Source organism: Epilithonimonas sp. (genome assembly GCF_032055105.1).
In the GTDB taxonomy this organism is placed as follows: domain Bacteria; phylum Bacteroidota; class Bacteroidia; order Flavobacteriales; family Weeksellaceae; genus Epilithonimonas.
The window spans coordinates 71,956-91,320 of sequence record NZ_DAMBRK010000001.1 but is presented as its reverse complement, the minus strand read 5'-3'; the positions used below and the strand labels follow the sequence as shown (position 1 = coordinate 91,320).

Below are 19,365 nucleotides of genomic sequence, written 5' to 3'. Positions count from 1 at the left end.
TTTGCGTTCAAAAAATCTTCAAAATGAAAAATTTCACTTCGGTTTACGATATAGATAATTTGCAAAATATCATTGCAAAAGCTTTAAAAATAAAAGAAAATCCGTTAGAAAATCCAACCAAAGGGAAAGGAAAAACAATTGGTTTGGTTTTCCTTAATTCAAGTCTCAGAACTAGATTGAGTTCACAAATCGCAGCTCAGAATTTAGGACTGAATGTTTTAGTTCTCAACGCTGCACAAGAAGCTTGGAACTTAGAATTCGCTGATGGAACAGTGATGAACGGCGATACGGTTGAACATATCAAAGATGCGATAGAAGTTCTGAATCAATATTGTGATATCATTGCTGTTAGATGTTTTGCGGGAATGAAAAGCAAAGAAGATGACGTGAATGAGAGTATTCTTAGTCAATTTCTGAAACACGCTAAAGTTCCTGTGGTTTCGCTAGAATCTGCGACTCGACATCCGTTGCAAAGTTTGGCGGATTGCATCACGATTACAGAAAACTGGAAAGAAAATAGAAAACCTAAAGTAGTTTTGACTTGGGCACCTCATATCAAACCGATTGCACAGGCTGTTGGTAATTCTTTCACAGAATGGATGCAGGAAATGGATGTTGATTTTGTGATTGCCAATCCTGAAGGTTATGATTTGGACAAAAATTTCACCAAAGACACGCCTGTGATTCACAATCAGGATGAAGCTCTGAAAGATGCAGATTTTATTTATGTGAAAAACTGGTCATCATTTGATGATTATGCGAATATGCCGAAAGTTGAAGGCGATTGGATGTTGACGAATGAAAAATTAGAATTGACCAATCAAGCGAAAGTAATGCATTGTCTGCCGGTTCGTAGAAATCTCGAATTAAGTGATGAAGTAATGGACGGAGAAAACTCAATCATTTATCAGCAGGCAAAAAACAGAATATTTTCTGCTCAAACAGTTTTCAGCGAAATTTTGGATGAATTAAAATAAAAATTAGAATAAATATTTGTTGAGCGTAAGCGCCTTTATCTCAATTTGCTATTTGATTTTAAAGGAATCGATGAATCTTCGATTTGCGAACCTTAAAATATTTTCAATAATTAATAAAAACCCTTGCGGACTTTGCGTTCAAAAAACAAAAAATGCAAAAACTACACATCATAAAAATCGGCGGAACTCTTATCGATGACAAAAAAGCATTGAAAGCTTTTCTTGCTCAATTTTCTGAAATTGAAGGCGCTAAAATCCTGATTCACGGTGGTGGAAAAATTGCTGAAACTTTAGCCGAAAAGCTAAAAATAAGGCAAACAATGATTGAAGGACGAAGAATCACGAATAAGAAAACGTTGAAAATTGTAACGATGGTTTATGCCGGAAGAATCAATAAAAATTTGGTGGCAAAACTTCAAAGTTTCGATTGTAATGCGATTGGATTTTCCGGAGCGGACGGTAATGTTATCAAAGCTGAAAAAAGACAACATCCGGAAATTGATTTTGGATTTGTTGGCGACATCAATGAAAAAAGTATCAATCACGAATTGATTATAAATATGATAAATCTGGGTTTGGTTCCGGTGTTTTCTGCAATCACTCACGATAAAAAAGGAAATCTGTTCAACACCAACGCAGACACGATTGCCGGAACTATCGCTCAGGCTTTATCAAAACATTTCGATACAGAATTGTTGTTCTGTTTCGATAAAAATGGTGTTTTGGAAAATATTGAGGACGAAAATTCAAATTTGAAAACACTTAACAAACAAGGATTTTTAGAATTAAAATCAGAAGGAAAACTTCACAAAGGAATTTTGCCAAAACTTGAAAATGCTTTCCGAGCCAAAGAAAATGGCGTTCAGAAAGTGGCATTAATCAAAGAAGAAAAATTATCAGACCAAATAAAACTAGGAAATGAAGGAACTGAAATCTGTCTTTAGCAGAGAAGAATTAACGGAAAACGCAGTCAAATTACTGAAAAAACTTATCGCTACGCCGTCTATGAGCCGGGACGAATATAACGTTTCGCTCATCATAGAAGGATTTTTCAATGAACATCAGTTGACTGTGAACCGATTCAAAAATAACATTTGGGCAACCAACAAATATTTTGATGCAGGCAAACCTTCGATTCTTCTAAACACGCATCACGACACGGTAAAACCGAACAAAGCTTATACTTTGGACCCGTTTATTCCTGTGGAAAAAGACGGGAAATTATTTGGTTTGGGAAGCAACGATGCAGGTGCGTCTTTGGTGGCAATGGCGCAAACGTTTCTTTATTTTTATGAAGCCGAAGATTTGACTCATAATTTGGTAATTGCTTTGACAGCTGAAGAAGAAATCTCTGGTTTGGACGGAATTGAAGCTTTATTTCCTCAACTTCCAAATGTAGAATTAGCAATTGTTGGCGAACCAACCAAAATGAATCTTGCAATTGCAGAAAAAGGTTTGCTTGTTATTGATGGTGAAATGACGGGAACGCCTTCTCACGCAGCGCATCCGAACAACGATAATGCGATTGTGAAATGTATGCAGGATTTGCAGAATATTTTGAACTTCAAATTTCCAAAAGTCTCGGATTATCTGGGCGAAGTGAAAGTGACTTTGTCGGTTATTAATGCGGGAACTCAGCATAATGTGGTTCCTGAAAAATGCAATTTCACTCTGGATGTGCGTGTCACAGACGAGTACACGAATCGGGAAGTTTTCGAAATCATCCAATCTCAGATGAAATCGAAACTCACGCCGAGGTCATTCCGTCTCAATTCCTCAAAAATCGAGGTCAATCATCCGTTTGTTCAGGCTGGATTGGCTTTGGGAAGGACAACTTACGGTTCGCCGACATCTTCCGACCAAGCGATTATTCCGTGCACGTCGGTCAAGTTGGGCGTTGGCGACAGTTTGCGTTCTCACACAGCGGACGAGTTTGTTTATATCGACGAAATCCGAGAAGGAATTGATATTTACATCAAGATTTTAGAAAAAATTCTTTAACAGAAGCTAGAATTGAGATTTTAGAAATTAGACAACCAATTGGAATCTAACTTCTAATCTCTAAAATCTAATTTCTAAAAATTATTAAAATGAAAAAAATTTGGCAAAAAGATAATACGAAAACCAATGATTTGGTTAACAAATTCACAGTTGGGAAAGACTTGGATTTTGATGACAGATTAGCAAAATACGATGTGTTGGGTTCTATTGCTCACGCAAAAATGTTGGCGGAAGTTGGTTTGATTCGTTTGGATGAAGAGCAGGCAATTGTTGCGGTTTTAGAAGAAGTTCTTTCTGACATCGAAAAAGGAAGCTTCGAAATCGATAAAACAGCAGAAGACATCCATTCACAAATCGAAACGATTCTTATCGAGAAACTTGGCGAAACAGGAAAAAAAATCCATACAGCAAGGTCAAGAAACGACCAAGTTTTAACGGATATCAAATTATATCTTTTAGACGAAATCAGAGAAATTACTGAACGAACAGATTCATTTTTTCAAATATTGAAAGACAAAGCGAATCAGCATAAAAACGTTTTATTGCCTGGTTATACACATTTTCAGGTTGCAATGCCTTCGTCTTTTGGACTGTGGTTTGGCGCGTATGCAGAATCTTTGGTTGATGATTTGGAATTGTTGTTTGCAACTAAGAATATCATTAATAAAAATCCACTCGGTTCTGCTGCTGGTTACGGTTCCTCTTTCCCGATTGACAGAGAAAGCACAACTTATAAATTAGATTTCAGAACCCTGAATTATAACGTTGTTTATGCGCAAATGACACGTGGAAAATCCGAAAAATTGTTGGCTAATTCGCTTTCGGTTTTGGCTGGAACCTTGAGCAAGTTTTCTTATGATGTTTGTCTTTATTTGAGTCAGAATTTTGATTTCATAAGCTTTCCGAAAGAATTCACAACGGGAAGCAGTATTATGCCTCACAAAAAAAATCCTGATATTTTCGAATTGGTGAGAGCGAGATGTAACAGAATTCAAGGTTTGCCAAACGAATTGATTTTGTTGACCAATAATCTGCCTTCAGGTTATCATAGAGATTTGCAGTTGACAAAAGAAATCCTTTTCCCTGCAATCGATTCTTTGAAAGAATGTTTGGAAATATTGATTTACACGCTTCCAAATATCGAAGTGAAAGACAATATTCTGGACGATGAGAAATATAAATACATCTTTAGCGTAGAAAAAATCAACGAAGAAGTAAAGAATGGAAAATCATTCCGCGATGCTTATATCCAAATCGGTCAGGAAATTGAAAATAATGTTTTTGAATACGATTACAAAGAGCTCAATCATTCTCACCAGGGCAGTTTAGGGAATCTTTGTCTCGATGAAATCGAATATCAATTCAATAAAGTTAGAGATAAATTGTTGGGTTAAATATTCTCGCTGATTACGCTGATTTTGTAGATAATTTAAATCTGTTGAATTTGCTAAATCTGCGAGTGATTTGAAAATTAATCCAACTTAAATTTAGTCGTCTTTTTGACTTCGGCAAGAACAATAGAACTGTGATATTGCCCAATGTGAGGACTGTTTGAAATGACTTTCACGGCAAATTCGTTGTAAGAATTGATATCATTAGCCAGAATTTTTATCATATAGTCGTATTCGCCGGAAAGACTTGTAATTTCCTGAATTTCATCATATTTGGAAATGTAATCTTCAAATTCTTTCAATGTTTTTTGAGATTGCTCTTTGAGGCGGACATTACAATAAACAACGATGTTGATTCCGAGTTTTTCTCGGTTTAAGATAGCAACATATTTTTCTACAACACCTTGTTTTTCAAGGTTTTTGATGCGTTCGTAAGTTGGCGTAAAAGTTAGTCCGATTTTTTCGGAAATTTCTTTTACAGATAGCGTAGAATCCTCTTGTAGAAGCGAAAGAATTAATTTGTCTTTTTTATCCAAACTCATAATGGGTAATCATTGTTTCAAATGTAAAGAAAAAAAATGAAGACAACAATTCGAGAAAAGAAGTTCATTGATTTAATAAAAAATATTTTGAATAAGATTTCATAATTTCAAAAATATTGGTATCTTTGCACCCAATGAATCTGGTACAGAATTTAGCGATAACAACAATTGGCAAATTTGCCGACAACAACAATATTTTTTATATTTAACGAAGTCTTTTAGGCTTCGTTTTTTTTATTTAAAAATTTGAATTATGATTAAGCTTTCACGCGTTTCTACGGACAGTATAGAGAAAATTTTAAAAGAAGCTCAGGCGTTTTCGGAAGGGAAGATTAGCAAGATTGAAGGCGATGTTTTCGCCGCGAACCTGTTTTTTGAGAACAGCACGAGAACCAAAACAAGTTTTGAAGTTGCAGAAAAGAAATTGGGACTTAAAGTTATCGATTTCGAAGCGGATAAAAGTTCAATTGCAAAAGGAGAAACACTTTTGGATACCATCAAAACTCTGGAAGCGATTGGAGTAGAAGTAGCAGTTATCAGACATTCTGAAAAACGTTATTACGATGCACTGAAAGATGCTAAGCTGAGTATCATCAATGCAGGCGATGGTGTAGGAAGTCACCCTTCACAAGCTATTTTGGATGCTTTGACAATTACTCAGGAATTCGGAAAGATTGAAGGTCTTAAAATAGGAATCGTTGGTGATGTAAAACACAGTCGAGTTGCAAATTCTGATGCAGGCTTATTCAGAAGATTGGGAGCGAAAGTTTATTTCTCTGGACCAGAATTTTGGTTCGATGAAGGAATGTTGGTGAACGGAACTTATATGCAGTTTGATGATTTGGTGAAGGAAGTTGACGTTTTGATTTTATTAAGAATCCAGCACGAGCGTCACGAGAAAAGCTTCAATTTCAAATCGGAAGATTATCTGAAGAAATTTGGTTTGACAAAAGAGCGTGAAGCGAAAATGAAACCAACATCCATCATTATGCATCCTGCGCCAATCAATAGAGGTGTGGAAATTGATTCAGAATTAGTTGAATGTGAAAGGTCGAAAATCTTCAAGCAAATGCAGAACGGCGTTTTTGCGAGAATGGCAATCCTTAAATATGATTTGGAAAACAAAGGATTCAAATTCATCGATTCCAAAAATTAAAATATTGATTCACGCTTTCGGGCGTGTTTTTTTTGAGATAAAAAGTCCAATGTCAGAAGTCTGATGACCGATGATAGAAGATGAAATAAATAATAATAAAACTTCGGACTTCGGACTTCCGTTTTCCGACTTAAAAGTAAAAATGAAAAAGAAGTTAATATTAGAATCCGGCGAAGTTTTTTACGGAACGGGATTCGGAGCAGAGCAGGACACTGCGGGAGAAGTAGTTTTCAACACGGGAATGACGGGTTATCAGGAATTGATTTCCGACCCAAGTTATTGCGGACAAATCGTTTGTATGACTTATCCTTTGATTGGAAATTATGGAATTAATCGTGACGATTACGAAAGCATCGAGCCTGCAATCAAAGGTTTGATCGTGAAAGAATTGTGTGATTTGCCTTCCAATTTCAGAACTCAAATCACCTTGGACGAATTATTCCAAAAGAAAAACTTGTCAGGAATCTCTGGAATTGATACTAGAAGATTGACAAGAATCCTTAGAAACAAAGGAGTTGAAAAAGGAAAAATCGTCAACGCAGATGCAGATGAAAAAGCTGTAATTGAAGAACTAAAAGCTACTAGTTTCCCTACAAATCAAGTAGAACAGGTTTCCACAAAAACATCTTACGCAAGTCCGGGAAGAGGTTTCAAAGTGGTTTTGGTAGATTTCGGTTCCAAATTGGGAATCATCCGAGAATTGTCTCAAAGAAATTGTGACATCATCGTAGTTTCTCACGACACAACTGCAGAAGAAATTCTATTAATGGACCCGGACGGAATTATGCTTTCCAACGGTCCCGGCGACCCTGAAGATAATGCGGAGGCTTTGGTAATGATTCAGAAATTACTGGGAAAAGTTCCAATTTTTGGAATTTGTTTGGGGCATCAGCTGATTGGTTTGGCTTGTGGCGCAAAAACTTACAAACTAAAATTCGGACACAGAGGTGGAAATCATCCGGTTTTGGATTTGGAGAAAAATAAAGTCGCTATCACTTCACAGAATCACGGTTATGCCATTGACCAAGAATCTTTGAAAAATACAGATTTAGTAGAAACTCATATCGCTCTGAATGACCGAACAAACGAAGGTGTAAAACATAAGATTCATCCTTGTTTCTCAGTTCAATATCACCCGGAAGCAAGTCCAGGTCCGGAAGATGCGAATTATCTTTTTGATAATTTCATCACTTTGATGGAAGATTTCAAAAAATAGAATTTTAAAGTAAAATTTGTCATTCCGGAGGAATCTAAACATAGAATTAAATTCAATAATGGAGTTTAAAATACAAGAATATAGAACAAAATTAAAATCAGAAAATCCATTTGTAAATTTTCTGACGCAATATGTTTTATTTCCAATTCTAATAATTGTATTTGTAATCGTTGCTATTTTATTCTGTTTGATTATCCTACCAATTTTATATTTGAAAAATTTATTTACAAAAAAAGATAAAATTGAAAAGATTGAAAATGAGTTTGAGAAAGTATTTGAATCTAAGAATTTGATTATTGAAACTAAGTTTTTATACTATTATGTAAGAGAAATTGAAGATTTAAAACTTGATGTTCAATTATGTGATTTTGTATATAAATTCAGAACTGTTCCAAGAATTAAAGAAATTGAAGAGCTCTTTTTTGATATGAATTTTTTTGAAACAGAGATTGGATTTTTCCTTATTTCAATTAATCAAATTCCAAATGGAATGTCATTATGGTTTTTAGATAAAAACAAAATTGAATTTAAAAAAGTGAGAGATTTAGTTTCATCAGATTGGGATTTTAAAAAGGAAAATGATAACGTAATATTGTTTACGAAAACTGAAAAAGAAGAAATTAATTTAGAAATTCAAATATAGTTTTTGTCATAGAATCCGTCAAATTTCTGCAGAAATCTAAATTGTTGAGATTCCTACGGAATGACAAAGCAACGTAAAAAATAAAAATAAAAAATCATCCGACTTCCGTCATCGGATTTCGGACAAAAAAGTAAAAATGAAAAGAACAGATATACAAACAATTTTAGTAATCGGCTCAGGTCCAATCATTATTGGTCAGGCTGCGGAATTTGATTATTCGGGAACACAAGCTTGTCTTTCTTTGAAGGAAGAAGGTTACAAAGTGATTTTGATTAATTCCAATCCAGCAACCATAATGACGGATGTGGAGATTGCCGACAAAGTTTATATTGAACCGATTTCTTTGGAATTCGTTTCCAGAATCATCCGCAAAGAACGTCCGGATGCGCTTCTTCCAACTTTAGGAGGACAAACCGGACTGAATATGGCAGTTGAATTACAGAAATCCGGAATTCTTGAAGAATGTAAAGTGGAAGTTTTAGGAACGAAACTTTCTGCCATCAATCAAGCAGAAGACAGAGACCTTTTCCGCGAATTGATGCGCGAATTGAACGAGCCTGTTCCAGAATCCGATATTGTAAACACAGTTCAAGGAGCTTTGGATTTTGCCGACAGAATTGGTTATCCTGTGATTGTTCGTCCTGCTTTTACAATGGGAGGAACCGGTGGAGGAATAGCTTCTACCGAAGCAGAACTTAAAGAAATTGCAGAATTAGGACTAAAATATTCTCCTGTAACACAATGTTTGATTGAGAAATCTATCGCAGGTTTCAAAGAAATCGAATATGAAGTAATGCGAGATTCCAACGACAACGCTATCGTTGTTTGTAATATGGAAAATATCGATCCAGTTGGAGTTCATACGGGAGATTCCATTGTAGTTGCGCCTTCACAGACACTTTCTGACAGAGAATATCAATTGTTGAGAAATGCTTCTCTTAAAATCATAAGAGCTTTAGGAATCGAAGGTGGATGTAATGTTCAGTTGGCATTAGACCCGCATTCATTCAATTATTATATCATCGAAGTGAATCCTAGAGTTTCGCGTTCATCGGCTTTGGCAAGTAAAGCAACAGGTTATCCGATTGCAAAAATCGCTGCAAAAATCGCCGTTGGTTTGACATTGGACGAAATTAAAAATCCAGTTACAGGAACTTCTTACGCTTGTTTCGAACCGGCTTTGGATTATGTTGTGACTAAGTTCCCAAGATTCCCTTTCGATAAATTTGAAACTGCTGACAGAAGATTGTCAACGCAGATGAAAGCAACAGGCGAAGTAATGGCAATCGGAAGAAATTTCGAAGAGTCTTTGCAGAAAGCGATTCGTTCTTTGGAAACAGGAATCCGTCATTTAGGATTAAAGAAAAAACAAGCCGAAGCTTTAACAGCAGAAGAAATTGAAAGAAGAATCCGAGTTTGTGATGACGAAAGATTATTCATCATCGGTGATGCTTTACGAAGAGGTTACGATTGGGAACAGATTGTAGAATGGAGTAAAATTGATAAATTCTTCATCTGGAAAATCAAAAAACTGATTGATTTCGAAACGACAATCAAAGAAAATAAATTCGACAAAGAAATTCTTCTCGAAGCTAAGAAATTAGGTTTCGCAGATTTGAATATTGCTCATCTTTGGGAAACGACTCAGAAAGAAGTGTTCCAGTTCAGAAAAGACAACGGAATAATGCCGGTTTACAAAATGGTGGACACTTGCGCTGCTGAATTTGAATCGGAAACGCCTTATTTCTACGGAACTTATGAAGAAGAAAACGAAAGTGTAGTTTCTGAAAAAGAAAAAATCATCGTTTTGGGTTCAGGTCCAATCAGAATTGGTCAAGGAGTCGAGTTCGATTATGCAACCGTACATTCGGTTTGGGCGATTCAACAGATGGGTTACGAGGCGATTATCATCAATTCAAATCCTGAAACAGTTTCTACAGACTTCTCGATTTCGGATAAATTATACTTCGAACCTTTGGCGGAAGAAGATGTGATGAACATCATCGAACTTGAAAAACCAAAAGGAGTTGTGGTTCAGTTCGGAGGACAAACTGCGATTAATTTAGCAGATAAATTAGCAGCTCACGGTGTTCAGATTTTGGGAACTTCCCTTGAAGATTTGGACAGAGCTGAGAACAGAGATAAATTCGAAAAGGCACTTCAAGATTTAGGAATTCCACAACCGTTGGGGAAAACTTCGACTTCAAAAGAAGAAGCAATTGTGATTGCTAATGAAATTGGTTATCCGGTTTTGGTTCGTCCGAGTTATGTTTTGGGAGGAAGAGCGATGGAAATCGTTTACTCAGAAAAAGAACTCGCTCATTATATGGAAAATGCGGTAGATGCAAGTCCGGAACATCCGGTTCTGATTGACCGTTATTTAACCGGAAAAGAAGTGGAAGTGGATGCGATTTGCGATGGTGAAACAACGATAATTCCGGGGATTATGGAACATATCGAAAGAGCAGGTGTTCACTCTGGAGATTCGATTGCAGTTTATCCGCCTCAGACTTTGACGGAAACTCAAATCAAAACATTAGAAGATTATACTCAGAGACTAGCAAAAGGATTGAATGTTATTGGATTAATGAATATTCAATACGTGATTTCAGGCGGAGAAGTTTTCGTAATCGAAGTGAATCCGCGTTCGTCCAGAACTGTTCCTTTCTTATCGAAAATCACTGATGTTCCAATGGCAAATCTGGCAACAAAAGCGATTCTTGGAACAAAACTGAAAGATCTTGGTTACCAATCAGGATTGGTTCCGAATAAAGATGGAATCTTCGTGAAAGTTCCAGTTTTCTCTTTCAGTAAATTGACGAAAGTTGACATCCAATTAGGACCTGAAATGAAATCAACAGGAGAAGTGATGGGGAAAGATTCAACCTTTGAAAAAGCTTTATACAAAGGATTAATCGGAGCAGGAAGAAAAGTTCCAACGCACGGTTCTATCTTGTTTACAGTTTCAGATTCAGATAAAGAAGAAGCTTCTTTGTTGGCCAAAAGATTTCAGGAAGCCGGTTTCAGAATCTGGGCAACAGAAGGAACGGCGAAATACTTTGAGGAAAAAGGAATTCATACGAAAATCGGATATAAAATCGGAGAGGAAGATGTTAACCTTATTGATTTGATTCAAAAAGGAAAAGTTCAATACGTTGTGAATACGACTACGAAAGGAAAACAAGCCGAAAGAGACGGTTTCCAAATCCGAAGAATGTCGGTAGAAAACGGTGTTCCTTGTTTGACTTCAATGGACACAGTTGAAGCAATTTTGAAAGTGATTGAAAGTATGAGTTTCAAGATGGAGACGATGTAGTTTCGAATTCAGATAAATAAAAACGCATCTTAATTTTAAGGTGCGTTTTTATTTTATATCTTTAATTCAAATAAATTTTAGAAATGAAATCAACAAACATTTTATTATTAGGACTTTTCTCAACACTACTATTTTCCTGCGCCACTGTTCACGACAGATTACAAACAGGAACCATTGTAAGAGACTGCACCGGAACTTACCTCAGAGTTGGAGAAAACGAAGATTATCTGGTTTGTAATTACGACATTCTGGAATCTAAAAAAGAGGGCGAAAAAGTATCACTTGTTTATGACTATACCAAAGAATGCAAAGAACGCGATGGTAAAATTATGTGTATGATGTATCACGAAAACAAAGGAATGATAAGAGTCAAAAGTGTAAAATAAAACAAAAACTCCTCATCAATCGATAAGGAGTTTTTTATTGATTCTAGTAAATTCTACTTCTACAATAGGAAATATTTTGGAGGGATTTTCAAAAAAAAAAAAAATTATAAAAAAAGAGCACTCTTCAAAAGAAGAAATGCCCTTTAAAAATAAAAACCTTAAAATTCAAAAAAATTATAATGACACTCCTCGTTTCCAAGGAATAAATACATCCTGTTTCAGTTGGTCAGCTTTTGTTTCTACGTTTCCGCTTGCCAATTCGATAATATAGTCTACGATTTCTTCGCCTACTTCTTGGATGCTTTTTTCGCCTGTGATCACAGTTCCAGCATTCACATCGATGATGTCTGTCATTCTGTTGATAAGCGCTGTATTAGAAGATATTTTCACAACAGGTGCGATTGGATTTCCCATCGGATTTCCTAAACCTGTCGTAAACAAAACTACTGTTGCTCCAGCTCCGACTAATCCTGTTGTACATTCGGCGTCGTTTCCTGGTGTGTTCAAGAGGTTCAAACCCGGTTTCGAAATGTATTCGCCATAATCCAAAACATCTACAATTGGTGCTGTTCCACCTTTTTTGGAAGCGCCTGCAGATTTCATTGCATCGGTAATCAAACCGTCTTTGATATTTCCTGGCGAAGGATTCATATCAAACCCTGAACCTGCATCTACAACGGATTTTTCAAAAGCTTTCATTAATGATAAGAACTTATCCGCTTTTTCCTCATCTACGCATCGGTTCATCAATTCTTGTTCTACACCGCACAATTCAGGAAATTCTGCCAAAATCGTTTTTCCGCCCAATGCTGCAAAAATATCCGAAACAACACCTAAAGCTGGATTGGCCGAAATACCCGAAAAACCATCAGAACCACCACATTCTAAACCAATGCTAAGTTTAGAAATAGGCGCAGGTTTACGTTCAATTTTGTTGGCTCTTTTGATGGCTTCAAAAGAATCTTTGATGACCATTTGGAACATTTTATCCGTAGTTCCTATTTTCTGCTGTTCAAAAATTAAAATTTCTTTATCGCTATTCGGGCTCATCTCTTTCAAAGCATTTTGAAAAATATCAACCTGAAGATTCTGACATCCTAAACTCAAAACTGTTGCACCGGCTACATTCGGATTATTCACATAACCAGCAAGCAATTTTGCCAATAGCTCCGAATCTTGACGGATTCCGCCACAACCACCTTGATGATTGATGAATTTCACTTCGATATTATCCAGAAGATTTTCGTTTCTGGATTTATCTTCAATTTCTTCCACACTTTTTTCTTCAATCAAAGAACGTAAGAAATTCTTGTAAGAAACTTCTTTCTTCGGTAACAATTCGTTTTCGAAAATATCTTTCAGTTTCTCGATATTCTTGTTTTCACAAAACACCAATGGGAAAAACAACCAGACATTTTTGGTTCCCACTTGTCCGTCAGCACGATGATAACCATTGAATGTTTTATCCTTCCATTTATCCACATTCGGCGGAGTCCAACCCAAATCTCCTGTCTTTTTGAAAACCTCTTCACTCTCGTGTTTTACGTTTTCAGTCGTAATAACTTCGCCCTTTTGGATAGGCTGATTCGCTTTTCCAACGATTACGCCGTACATAATGATATGGTCGCCAACCGCAAAATCTTCCGCCGCGAATTTATGTTTTGCTTTCGTATCTTTCAGAACCGTGTAATCTGCACCGTCAAGATGCACAATTTCTCCGGCAGGCAAATCCGTCAGCGCAACAATGATGTTGTCTTTCGGGTTTACTTTTAATACTTTTTTTTGCATAATTTTCAGATTATAACTTTATTCTTTATAATAGTTTGACTTTGTCGAACCACTTTGTTAGGTTTGGGCAGCTTAATCCGCCTGTAGTTTATCCTGAGCTTGTCGAAGGGCTCCCAATCTTTTTTGCAGACGATTTCAGTCTAAATAGAACTTGAAGGTTGGCAAAAAAGGATTTCCGCTCAAGTCGGGCTGCAATTTTATTTGTTAATCTTTTGAACTATTTAGATTAACAACAATTTATCAACTTTGTCAGGCTGAGGTTCTCGAAGCCAAATAAATACTATTGAATGAAACTTTTATACCCTTCCTTAATTCCATTGGAATCGATTGCACGCAAAGCTTTAGTTACAGATTCAGTTAGTCCATTAATCTGAGTCAAATCTGTATCCCAGAAACTCACTTCGGATAAGGCATTTTTCGCCACTTCTCCAAGGTCGTTAGTTAACCAGATTTCTTTGAATCTCTCCAAAACCGGTGCATCATCGCTCACAGGAAGTTGTTTTCCGTCGAATTCACCTTGATAAAATCTAATCAACGCTGCTAACGCAAAAGTCAAATTAGTTGGTAATTCGTTCTTGATTTCAACATATTTCAACAAGCTTGGTAACACTCTCACTTTGAACTTTGAAACAGAGTTTAAAGCTATACTGGAAAGCAAATGTTTCAAGAACGGGTTTCTGAATCTGTCAAAAACTTCATCCGAAAAAGCTGTCAATTCTTCTGTTGATAAATCAAGGGTAGAGATGATTTCGTTATAAACCGTTTCTGAAATCCATTTTCCTGCAAAGTCTGCGTCAATGGCTTCTTTCACAGTTTCTTTTCCGTCAAGGATAGAGAACGCTAACATTGCTGTATGAGCACCGTTCAGGATTCTCACTTTTCTGGTTCTGTAAGGCGTGATATCATTCACGACCAAAACTTGGTCATCGATTTTATCAAACGGAATCAATGCTTTCAATTTCTCATCACCTTCGATAACCCAAAGTAGGAACGCTTCACAAACTACCATTAGATTATCATCATAATCCAATTTAGCTTCGTACTCGTCTTTTTCTTCTCTCGGGTAACCCGGAACAATTCTGTCCACCAAAGTATTGTGGAAATAGTTGCTGTTTTCTATCCAATTAGAAAACTCTGAACCTAGATTCCAAAGCAAAGCATATTTTAGAATATATTTTTTTAGAGTCAATGCATTGTTTTCAATCAATTCACAAGGAATGATGTGAAGACCTTTCTCTGAATCTCCTTTAAAATGTTTGAATCTTTCGTAAAGGAAAGCCGTCACTTTCGCAGGAAAATTCTTATGAGGACCTGAATCTAAAGAAGTTTCAGAATCATCAAAAGCAATTCCCGCTTCTGTTGTATTAGATAAAATGAATTGTAAATCTTCACCTTTTGCCAATTCTAGATATTCAGCATAATTTTCATAAGGACTGAATGAACGCTGGATTGCAGAAATCACTCTCTGGTCATCCACGATTTGTCCTTTTTTCACACCTCTTATGAAAAGCGTGTAAAGATTATCTTGCTCTTCCAACATATCAACAAGACCACCAACAGTTGGCTGAACAACAGCTACACCAGCATTGAAGTCAGCTTCTTTGTTCATCTTGTCGATAAGGTAATCTACAAATGCACGAAGGAAATTACCTTCCCCGAACTGTAAAAATTTGATTGGCAGTTTCTCAGTCAATCCCGAGTTTTCACGGTTAAGTTTTTGTTTAGTTTGATATTCCATTGTTTTATTCTTTAATAATTTTATATTTCGGAACTAATGATTTCATCACGAACCACGCAATCAGATAGGCTACTGCGCAGATTGAGAAAATAATCATATATCCTTTGTCGATACCGTCTGAAACTACAGCTCCGGACGCTTTTAATTGTTCAAATAATCCATCGGGAAGACGCTCTTCTGCATATTGTGGGAATTTTTCCAAAAGAGGAACGCCGTCAACAGTTGTCCAAGCTTTGTGTGCGTGGTCAAATAATAATCCTGAACCTTTATTAATAAGGAAAGAACCTATTCCGCCAGCCATTCCGCCAATACCTGTAATAGTTGCAATGGCTTTTTTCGGGAACATATCGCCAACTGTAGAGAAAATATTAGCAGACCAAGCCTGATGCGCTGCTCCTGCAACCCCGATAATCAAAACCGGAATCCAATAACTGATACTTCCCGCAGGTTGCGCTACCAAAGCTAACAATGGAAAGAAGGCGAAAATCAGCATTGCACGCATTCTTCCTGCGTAAGGATTCATTCCTTTTTTGTCCACGAAATATTTTGGAAGCCAGCCTCCGACAATTGAAACTAAGGTTAACATATACAAAACGAACAATGGTAATGCACTTTGCGTGCTGTCCATTCCGTAAACTGAACTTAAGTAGGCCGGAGTCCAGAAAAGATAAAACCACCAAACGCCGTCTGTCATAAATTTACCAAAAATAAAAGCCCAAGTCTGTCTGTATCCGAAAGCTTGTTTCAAAGACATTTTTTTCTGAGGTTCATCAGACGTAGTTTCTACAACATCATCTTGGTCTTGTTGGATATAAGCTAATTCGTGCTCGTTAACTTTTGGATGTTGATGAGGTTTTTTGTAATAGAAAATCCAAAGCCCCATCCAAACAAATCCAAGTGCACCAATGATGATAAAAGCCATTTCCCAACCCATCGATTTGGCGATGAAAGGAATCGTAACTGGCGCTGCTAAAGCTCCAACAGTCGCTCCCGCATTGAAAATACTTGTGGATAATGCTCTGTCTTTTTTAGGGAAATATTCTGCAGTGGTTTTAATTGCTGCAGGGAAGTTTCCTGCTTCACCAACCGCTAAAACAAATCTCGCAAAGATAAAAAGCGTTACACTTGTGCTTGTAACCAAGGAAATATTATTAATAGTTCCAATGATTTCTTTTGATTCTGCAAATCCTACAAACCAGTTTCCTGTTAAGATTCCAGAAGTTGCAATACCACAAAATGCGTGTAAAATAGCTCCAATCGACCAAATGAAAATTGCCCAAAGAAATCCTTTTTTCGTATCCATCCAATCCACAAATTTCCCAGCGAATAACATACTTACCGCATAGAAAATCGAGAACAACGCCGTGATGTTTCCGTAATCATTATTATTCCAATGGAACTCCGGCTGGATAAAGTCTTTCCAAGTCAAAGAAAGAACTTGTCTATCAAGATAATTGATAGTCGTAGCAATGAACAAAAGCCCACAGATGGACCATCTGAAATTACTAGGTTTAAAGGATTTAACTGAACTCATATTGGTTTTAGGAATTTAGTTTTCAATGATTATTTAATAGATTGGATGATTTCCAATACTTTTTTAGTTTCGTTTTCGATGATTGCATAATCTTTGGAAGCCATCAATTCTTTGCTGATTAATTTGCTTCCCATTCCAACTGCTGAAACACCAGCTTTGAACCAGCTTTCTATGTTTTCTTTGGTTGTGTCAACTCCGCCTGTTGGCATAAATTTCAGATTTGGAAATACATCTTTGATGGCGCTCATAAATCCTGTTCCGAGTGCATTTCCAGGGAATAACTTTACGAAAGTCACACCTGCATTTTCAGCTTCGATGATTTCTGTCGGTGTCATACAGCCTGGACTGTAAAGGACATCTTTTGGAATCAGGAATTCCGCAACTTCTGCCACAAATCCGGGACTGATGAAAAAATCAGCGCCAACTTTGTAGTATTCTTCCGCTTGTTTTTGATTCTTAATTGTTCCGATTCCAAGTAGCATATCCGGCATTTCTGCATTTCGGATTTCTACCATTTTTGTGAAATTGCTCAATGCAGATTCTCCTCGGCTTGTATATTCTACTGCTCGGATTCCTGCTCTGTAAAGCGATTTCAGTATTTCTAAAGTTACAGTTTCATCAGCATTATAATACAAAGGCAAAAGTCCTTGCTTGATGATGGCGTTCGTAACTAATTGAATCTTTGTCATTTTTTTAAAATTTTACTTTAAAAACTATCTTTCTAATGAAGTCATTTCCAATCATTGGTGCGTGGACATCATTTGGATAAAAAATAGCAAACTGATTTTCGTTTAATTGGAAAAACATATCCGGATTATCATTGTAAAAAAGAACATCTTTTTCTGCATTGTATTCTCCGATTGGGTTTGTGCATTTTTGCCTTGATTTCCAACCAATATTTTCTATTCCCTTCAGACAAATTTGAATATCAATATTTTGATTATGACACTCGAATTTGGAAAGACTTTCTTCTTTTGTTTTGGCCATTTCATCAAAAACAATCATTCGAAGACCTTCTTCAATCTCTGTAACTCCAACTTCTAAAGAATCTAAATTCTTGTCTTTTAAATAGTCGAAAGCTTTTTCAAATAATGGATTTAACAAAGAATATTGAGAAGCATTTTCTAATGTGTCTATAATCATTTTTTCTAAATTATCTTTTAATTCTTCCTCCAGAATTGCCGTTCATTACTTCCAGAATATCGTTCGCGCTACTTAAATTAACATCGCCCAAAATCGTATGTTTGATGGCGCAGGCTGCATTCGCAAACTTCAAAGCTTTCTCATCATCGAAGTTGATTAATCCATAAATCAGTCCTGCTGCAAAAGCATCTCCTGTTCCTATTCTGTCCACAACGGGATTCACTTCCAGACTTTCTGTTTCGAAATATTGTCCGTTGACCAAAGCTCTTCCCTGAGTTGCCTGATTACTTGCTGTAACTCCGATTCTGGTTTTATCAAATACTTTTTTGATAGAAGGAATTTCTTTCATTAATGTTTCTGCAGCTTGGATAAAACTGTCTTTATCATATCCGAAAGATGTTCCTAGGATTTCATTGATTTCGTTTACACCGCCGATGAAAATCGTAGAGTAGGAGATGAGTTCCTTAAGAACCGTGAATCCTTCTTTTCCATATTTCCAAAGATTGGAACGGTAAGCAGGGTCAGCTGTGATTTCGATTCCTTTTGAATAGGCTAATTGTAAACCTTGCTTCAAAGTCTCGTAAGCACCTTCCGAAATTCCCGGAGAAATTCCTGTCCAGTGGAAATATTCAGCACCTTTCAATGCTTTTTCCCAATCCACTTGTTCGGGTTTGATGTTGGAAAAAGAACCATTTAATCTATTGTAAGAAATACGACTGGCACGCATCGCAGAACCAACTTCCAAAAAGTATAATCCAATCGGATGTTCTGTTCTATTGACGAATTGTGTATCAATCCCGTAACTTTTCATTGTTGCAATGGCTGATTCTCCGATGAAACAATCGGAAACATTCGTGATATGTCTGGTCTCGCATCCCATAATGGCTAAAGACGCACCGACGTTCATTTCTGTTCCCCCGAAGAAGAATTCCATTTCACGGCTTTGTCTCAGCATTTTGCTGTCGGACGGAAACAATCTCATCAATACTTCGCCAAAGGTTACAACTTTGCTCATTAATCTATCTTTTTGTTTTAGAATCAGGATTTAAAAATCGAGATTCTTGATTTTTATTTTTTTCTGAACGCAAAGAGCGCAAAGATTTTTTATTTAATTCTATGTTTTTAAGTTCACAAAGGCGTAAAACTTAACAATGTTCACAGAGAGAAACTAATTACTTTATAAAATCTTCTCTAAATGGACTGAAAACATCTACCAAAATCCCATCTTCTAGACATTCGACGCCGTGAAGAACATTGGAAGGAACGAAGAACGAATCGCCTTTTTTCAAAATTGAAATATCTTCTCCGATGTTGACTTCAAATTTTCCTTCCGCAACATAAGTCACCTGAATATGAGGATGTTTGTGTTTGTATCCAATTCCGCCTTTTTTGAAACGGACGTTTACCATCATTACAGATTCGTCGTAGCCGACGATTTGGCGGTCGATATAGTCATCTATTTTCTCCCATTCTGTTGAATCGGATTTGTAATATATTTTGGATGTTTGTTTTGTTTCCATTTTATTTATAATTG

17 protein-coding genes are annotated in these 19,365 nt (G+C 36.5%); 9 read left to right on the top strand and 8 right to left on the bottom strand.

Going from position 1 to position 19,365, the window contains the following annotated elements; all coding sequences use genetic code 11:
• The first annotated feature begins 23 nt into the window (after nucleotides 1-23).
• The 4 genes from RTY06_RS00380 to argH all read left to right on the top strand — a co-directional run bounded on the left by RTY06_RS00380 (nucleotide 24) and on the right by argH (nucleotide 4,372).
• A complete protein-coding gene (locus RTY06_RS00380) occupies nucleotides 24-977 on the top strand; it encodes an acetylornithine carbamoyltransferase (protein WP_312821953.1) in 954 nt (317 codons plus the stop codon).
• A gap of 152 nt (nucleotides 978-1,129) precedes the next feature.
• Nucleotides 1,130-1,921: an acetylglutamate kinase gene (gene argB, locus RTY06_RS00375; RefSeq protein WP_312821952.1), complete on the top strand. Its 792-nt coding sequence runs from the start codon at nucleotides 1,130-1,132 to the stop codon at nucleotides 1,919-1,921.
• Nucleotides 1,896-2,978, top strand: coding sequence for a M20 family metallo-hydrolase (locus RTY06_RS00370; RefSeq protein WP_312821951.1), 1,083 nt, complete (start codon nucleotides 1,896-1,898; stop codon nucleotides 2,976-2,978). The genes argB and RTY06_RS00370 overlap by 26 nt, the downstream gene beginning before the upstream one ends.
• A gap of 89 nt (nucleotides 2,979-3,067) precedes the next feature.
• Complete coding sequence (argH, locus tag RTY06_RS00365) at nucleotides 3,068-4,372, top strand: argininosuccinate lyase (RefSeq protein WP_312821950.1); 1,305 nt, start codon at nucleotides 3,068-3,070, stop codon at nucleotides 4,370-4,372.
• A 77-nt stretch (nucleotides 4,373-4,449) separates the two neighbouring features.
• Here argH and RTY06_RS00360 read toward each other — a convergent pair whose 3' ends face one another.
• Complete coding sequence (locus RTY06_RS00360) at nucleotides 4,450-4,911, bottom strand: Lrp/AsnC family transcriptional regulator (RefSeq protein WP_312821949.1); 462 nt, start codon at nucleotides 4,909-4,911, stop codon at nucleotides 4,450-4,452.
• Between the two features lie 253 nt (nucleotides 4,912-5,164).
• Between RTY06_RS00360 and RTY06_RS00355 the strand changes: the two genes are divergently transcribed.
• The 5 genes from RTY06_RS00355 to RTY06_RS00335 all read left to right on the top strand — a co-directional run bounded on the left by RTY06_RS00355 (nucleotide 5,165) and on the right by RTY06_RS00335 (nucleotide 11,628).
• Complete coding sequence (locus RTY06_RS00355; protein WP_312821948.1) at nucleotides 5,165-6,067, top strand: aspartate carbamoyltransferase catalytic subunit; 903 nt, start codon at nucleotides 5,165-5,167, stop codon at nucleotides 6,065-6,067.
• A 142-nt stretch (nucleotides 6,068-6,209) separates the two neighbouring features.
• Entirely contained in the window at nucleotides 6,210-7,283 is a 1,074-nt protein-coding gene (locus tag RTY06_RS00350) for a carbamoyl phosphate synthase small subunit (RefSeq protein WP_312821947.1), read from the top strand.
• 58 nt (nucleotides 7,284-7,341) lie between these two features.
• Entirely contained in the window at nucleotides 7,342-7,926 is a 585-nt protein-coding gene (locus tag RTY06_RS00345; RefSeq protein WP_312821946.1) for a hypothetical protein, read from the top strand.
• A gap of 136 nt (nucleotides 7,927-8,062) precedes the next feature.
• Entirely contained in the window at nucleotides 8,063-11,242 is a 3,180-nt protein-coding gene (gene carB / locus RTY06_RS00340) for a carbamoyl-phosphate synthase large subunit (RefSeq protein WP_312821944.1), read from the top strand.
• Between the two features lie 83 nt (nucleotides 11,243-11,325).
• A complete protein-coding gene (locus tag RTY06_RS00335) occupies nucleotides 11,326-11,628 on the top strand; it encodes a hypothetical protein (protein ID WP_312821943.1) in 303 nt (100 codons plus the stop codon).
• Between the two features lie 174 nt (nucleotides 11,629-11,802).
• Here RTY06_RS00335 and RTY06_RS00330 read toward each other — a convergent pair whose 3' ends face one another.
• The 7 genes from RTY06_RS00330 to RTY06_RS00300 all read right to left on the bottom strand — a co-directional run bounded on the left by RTY06_RS00330 (nucleotide 11,803) and on the right by RTY06_RS00300 (nucleotide 19,351).
• Nucleotides 11,803-13,416, bottom strand: a complete 1,614-nt coding sequence (locus tag RTY06_RS00330) for an altronate dehydratase family protein (protein ID WP_312821942.1) — start codon at nucleotides 13,414-13,416, stop codon at nucleotides 11,803-11,805.
• Nucleotides 13,417-13,696: 280 nt separating this feature from the next.
• Nucleotides 13,697-15,154, bottom strand: a complete 1,458-nt coding sequence (locus tag RTY06_RS00325) for a tagaturonate reductase (protein ID WP_312821941.1) — start codon at nucleotides 15,152-15,154, stop codon at nucleotides 13,697-13,699.
• A gap of 4 nt (nucleotides 15,155-15,158) precedes the next feature.
• On the bottom strand, nucleotides 15,159-16,688 hold the full coding sequence (locus RTY06_RS00320) for an MFS transporter (protein WP_312821940.1): 1,530 nt from the start codon (nucleotides 16,686-16,688) through the stop codon (nucleotides 15,159-15,161).
• Nucleotides 16,689-16,717: 29 nt separating this feature from the next.
• Nucleotides 16,718-17,377, bottom strand: a complete 660-nt coding sequence (locus RTY06_RS00315) for a bifunctional 4-hydroxy-2-oxoglutarate aldolase/2-dehydro-3-deoxy-phosphogluconate aldolase (protein WP_312821939.1) — start codon at nucleotides 17,375-17,377, stop codon at nucleotides 16,718-16,720.
• A 4-nt stretch (nucleotides 17,378-17,381) separates the two neighbouring features.
• Nucleotides 17,382-17,831 (bottom strand): YhcH/YjgK/YiaL family protein, encoded by a 450-nt coding sequence (locus RTY06_RS00310; RefSeq protein ID WP_312821938.1) that lies wholly within the window; start codon nucleotides 17,829-17,831, stop codon nucleotides 17,382-17,384.
• A 10-nt stretch (nucleotides 17,832-17,841) separates the two neighbouring features.
• The gene (locus tag RTY06_RS00305; protein ID WP_312821936.1) at nucleotides 17,842-18,846 is read right to left on the bottom strand and encodes a sugar kinase; all 1,005 of its coding nucleotides are present in this window, start codon (nucleotides 18,844-18,846) and stop codon (nucleotides 17,842-17,844) included.
• A 157-nt stretch (nucleotides 18,847-19,003) separates the two neighbouring features.
• Complete coding sequence (locus RTY06_RS00300) at nucleotides 19,004-19,351, bottom strand: cupin domain-containing protein (protein WP_307306081.1); 348 nt, start codon at nucleotides 19,349-19,351, stop codon at nucleotides 19,004-19,006.
• Between the last annotated feature and the right edge of the window lie 14 nt (nucleotides 19,352-19,365).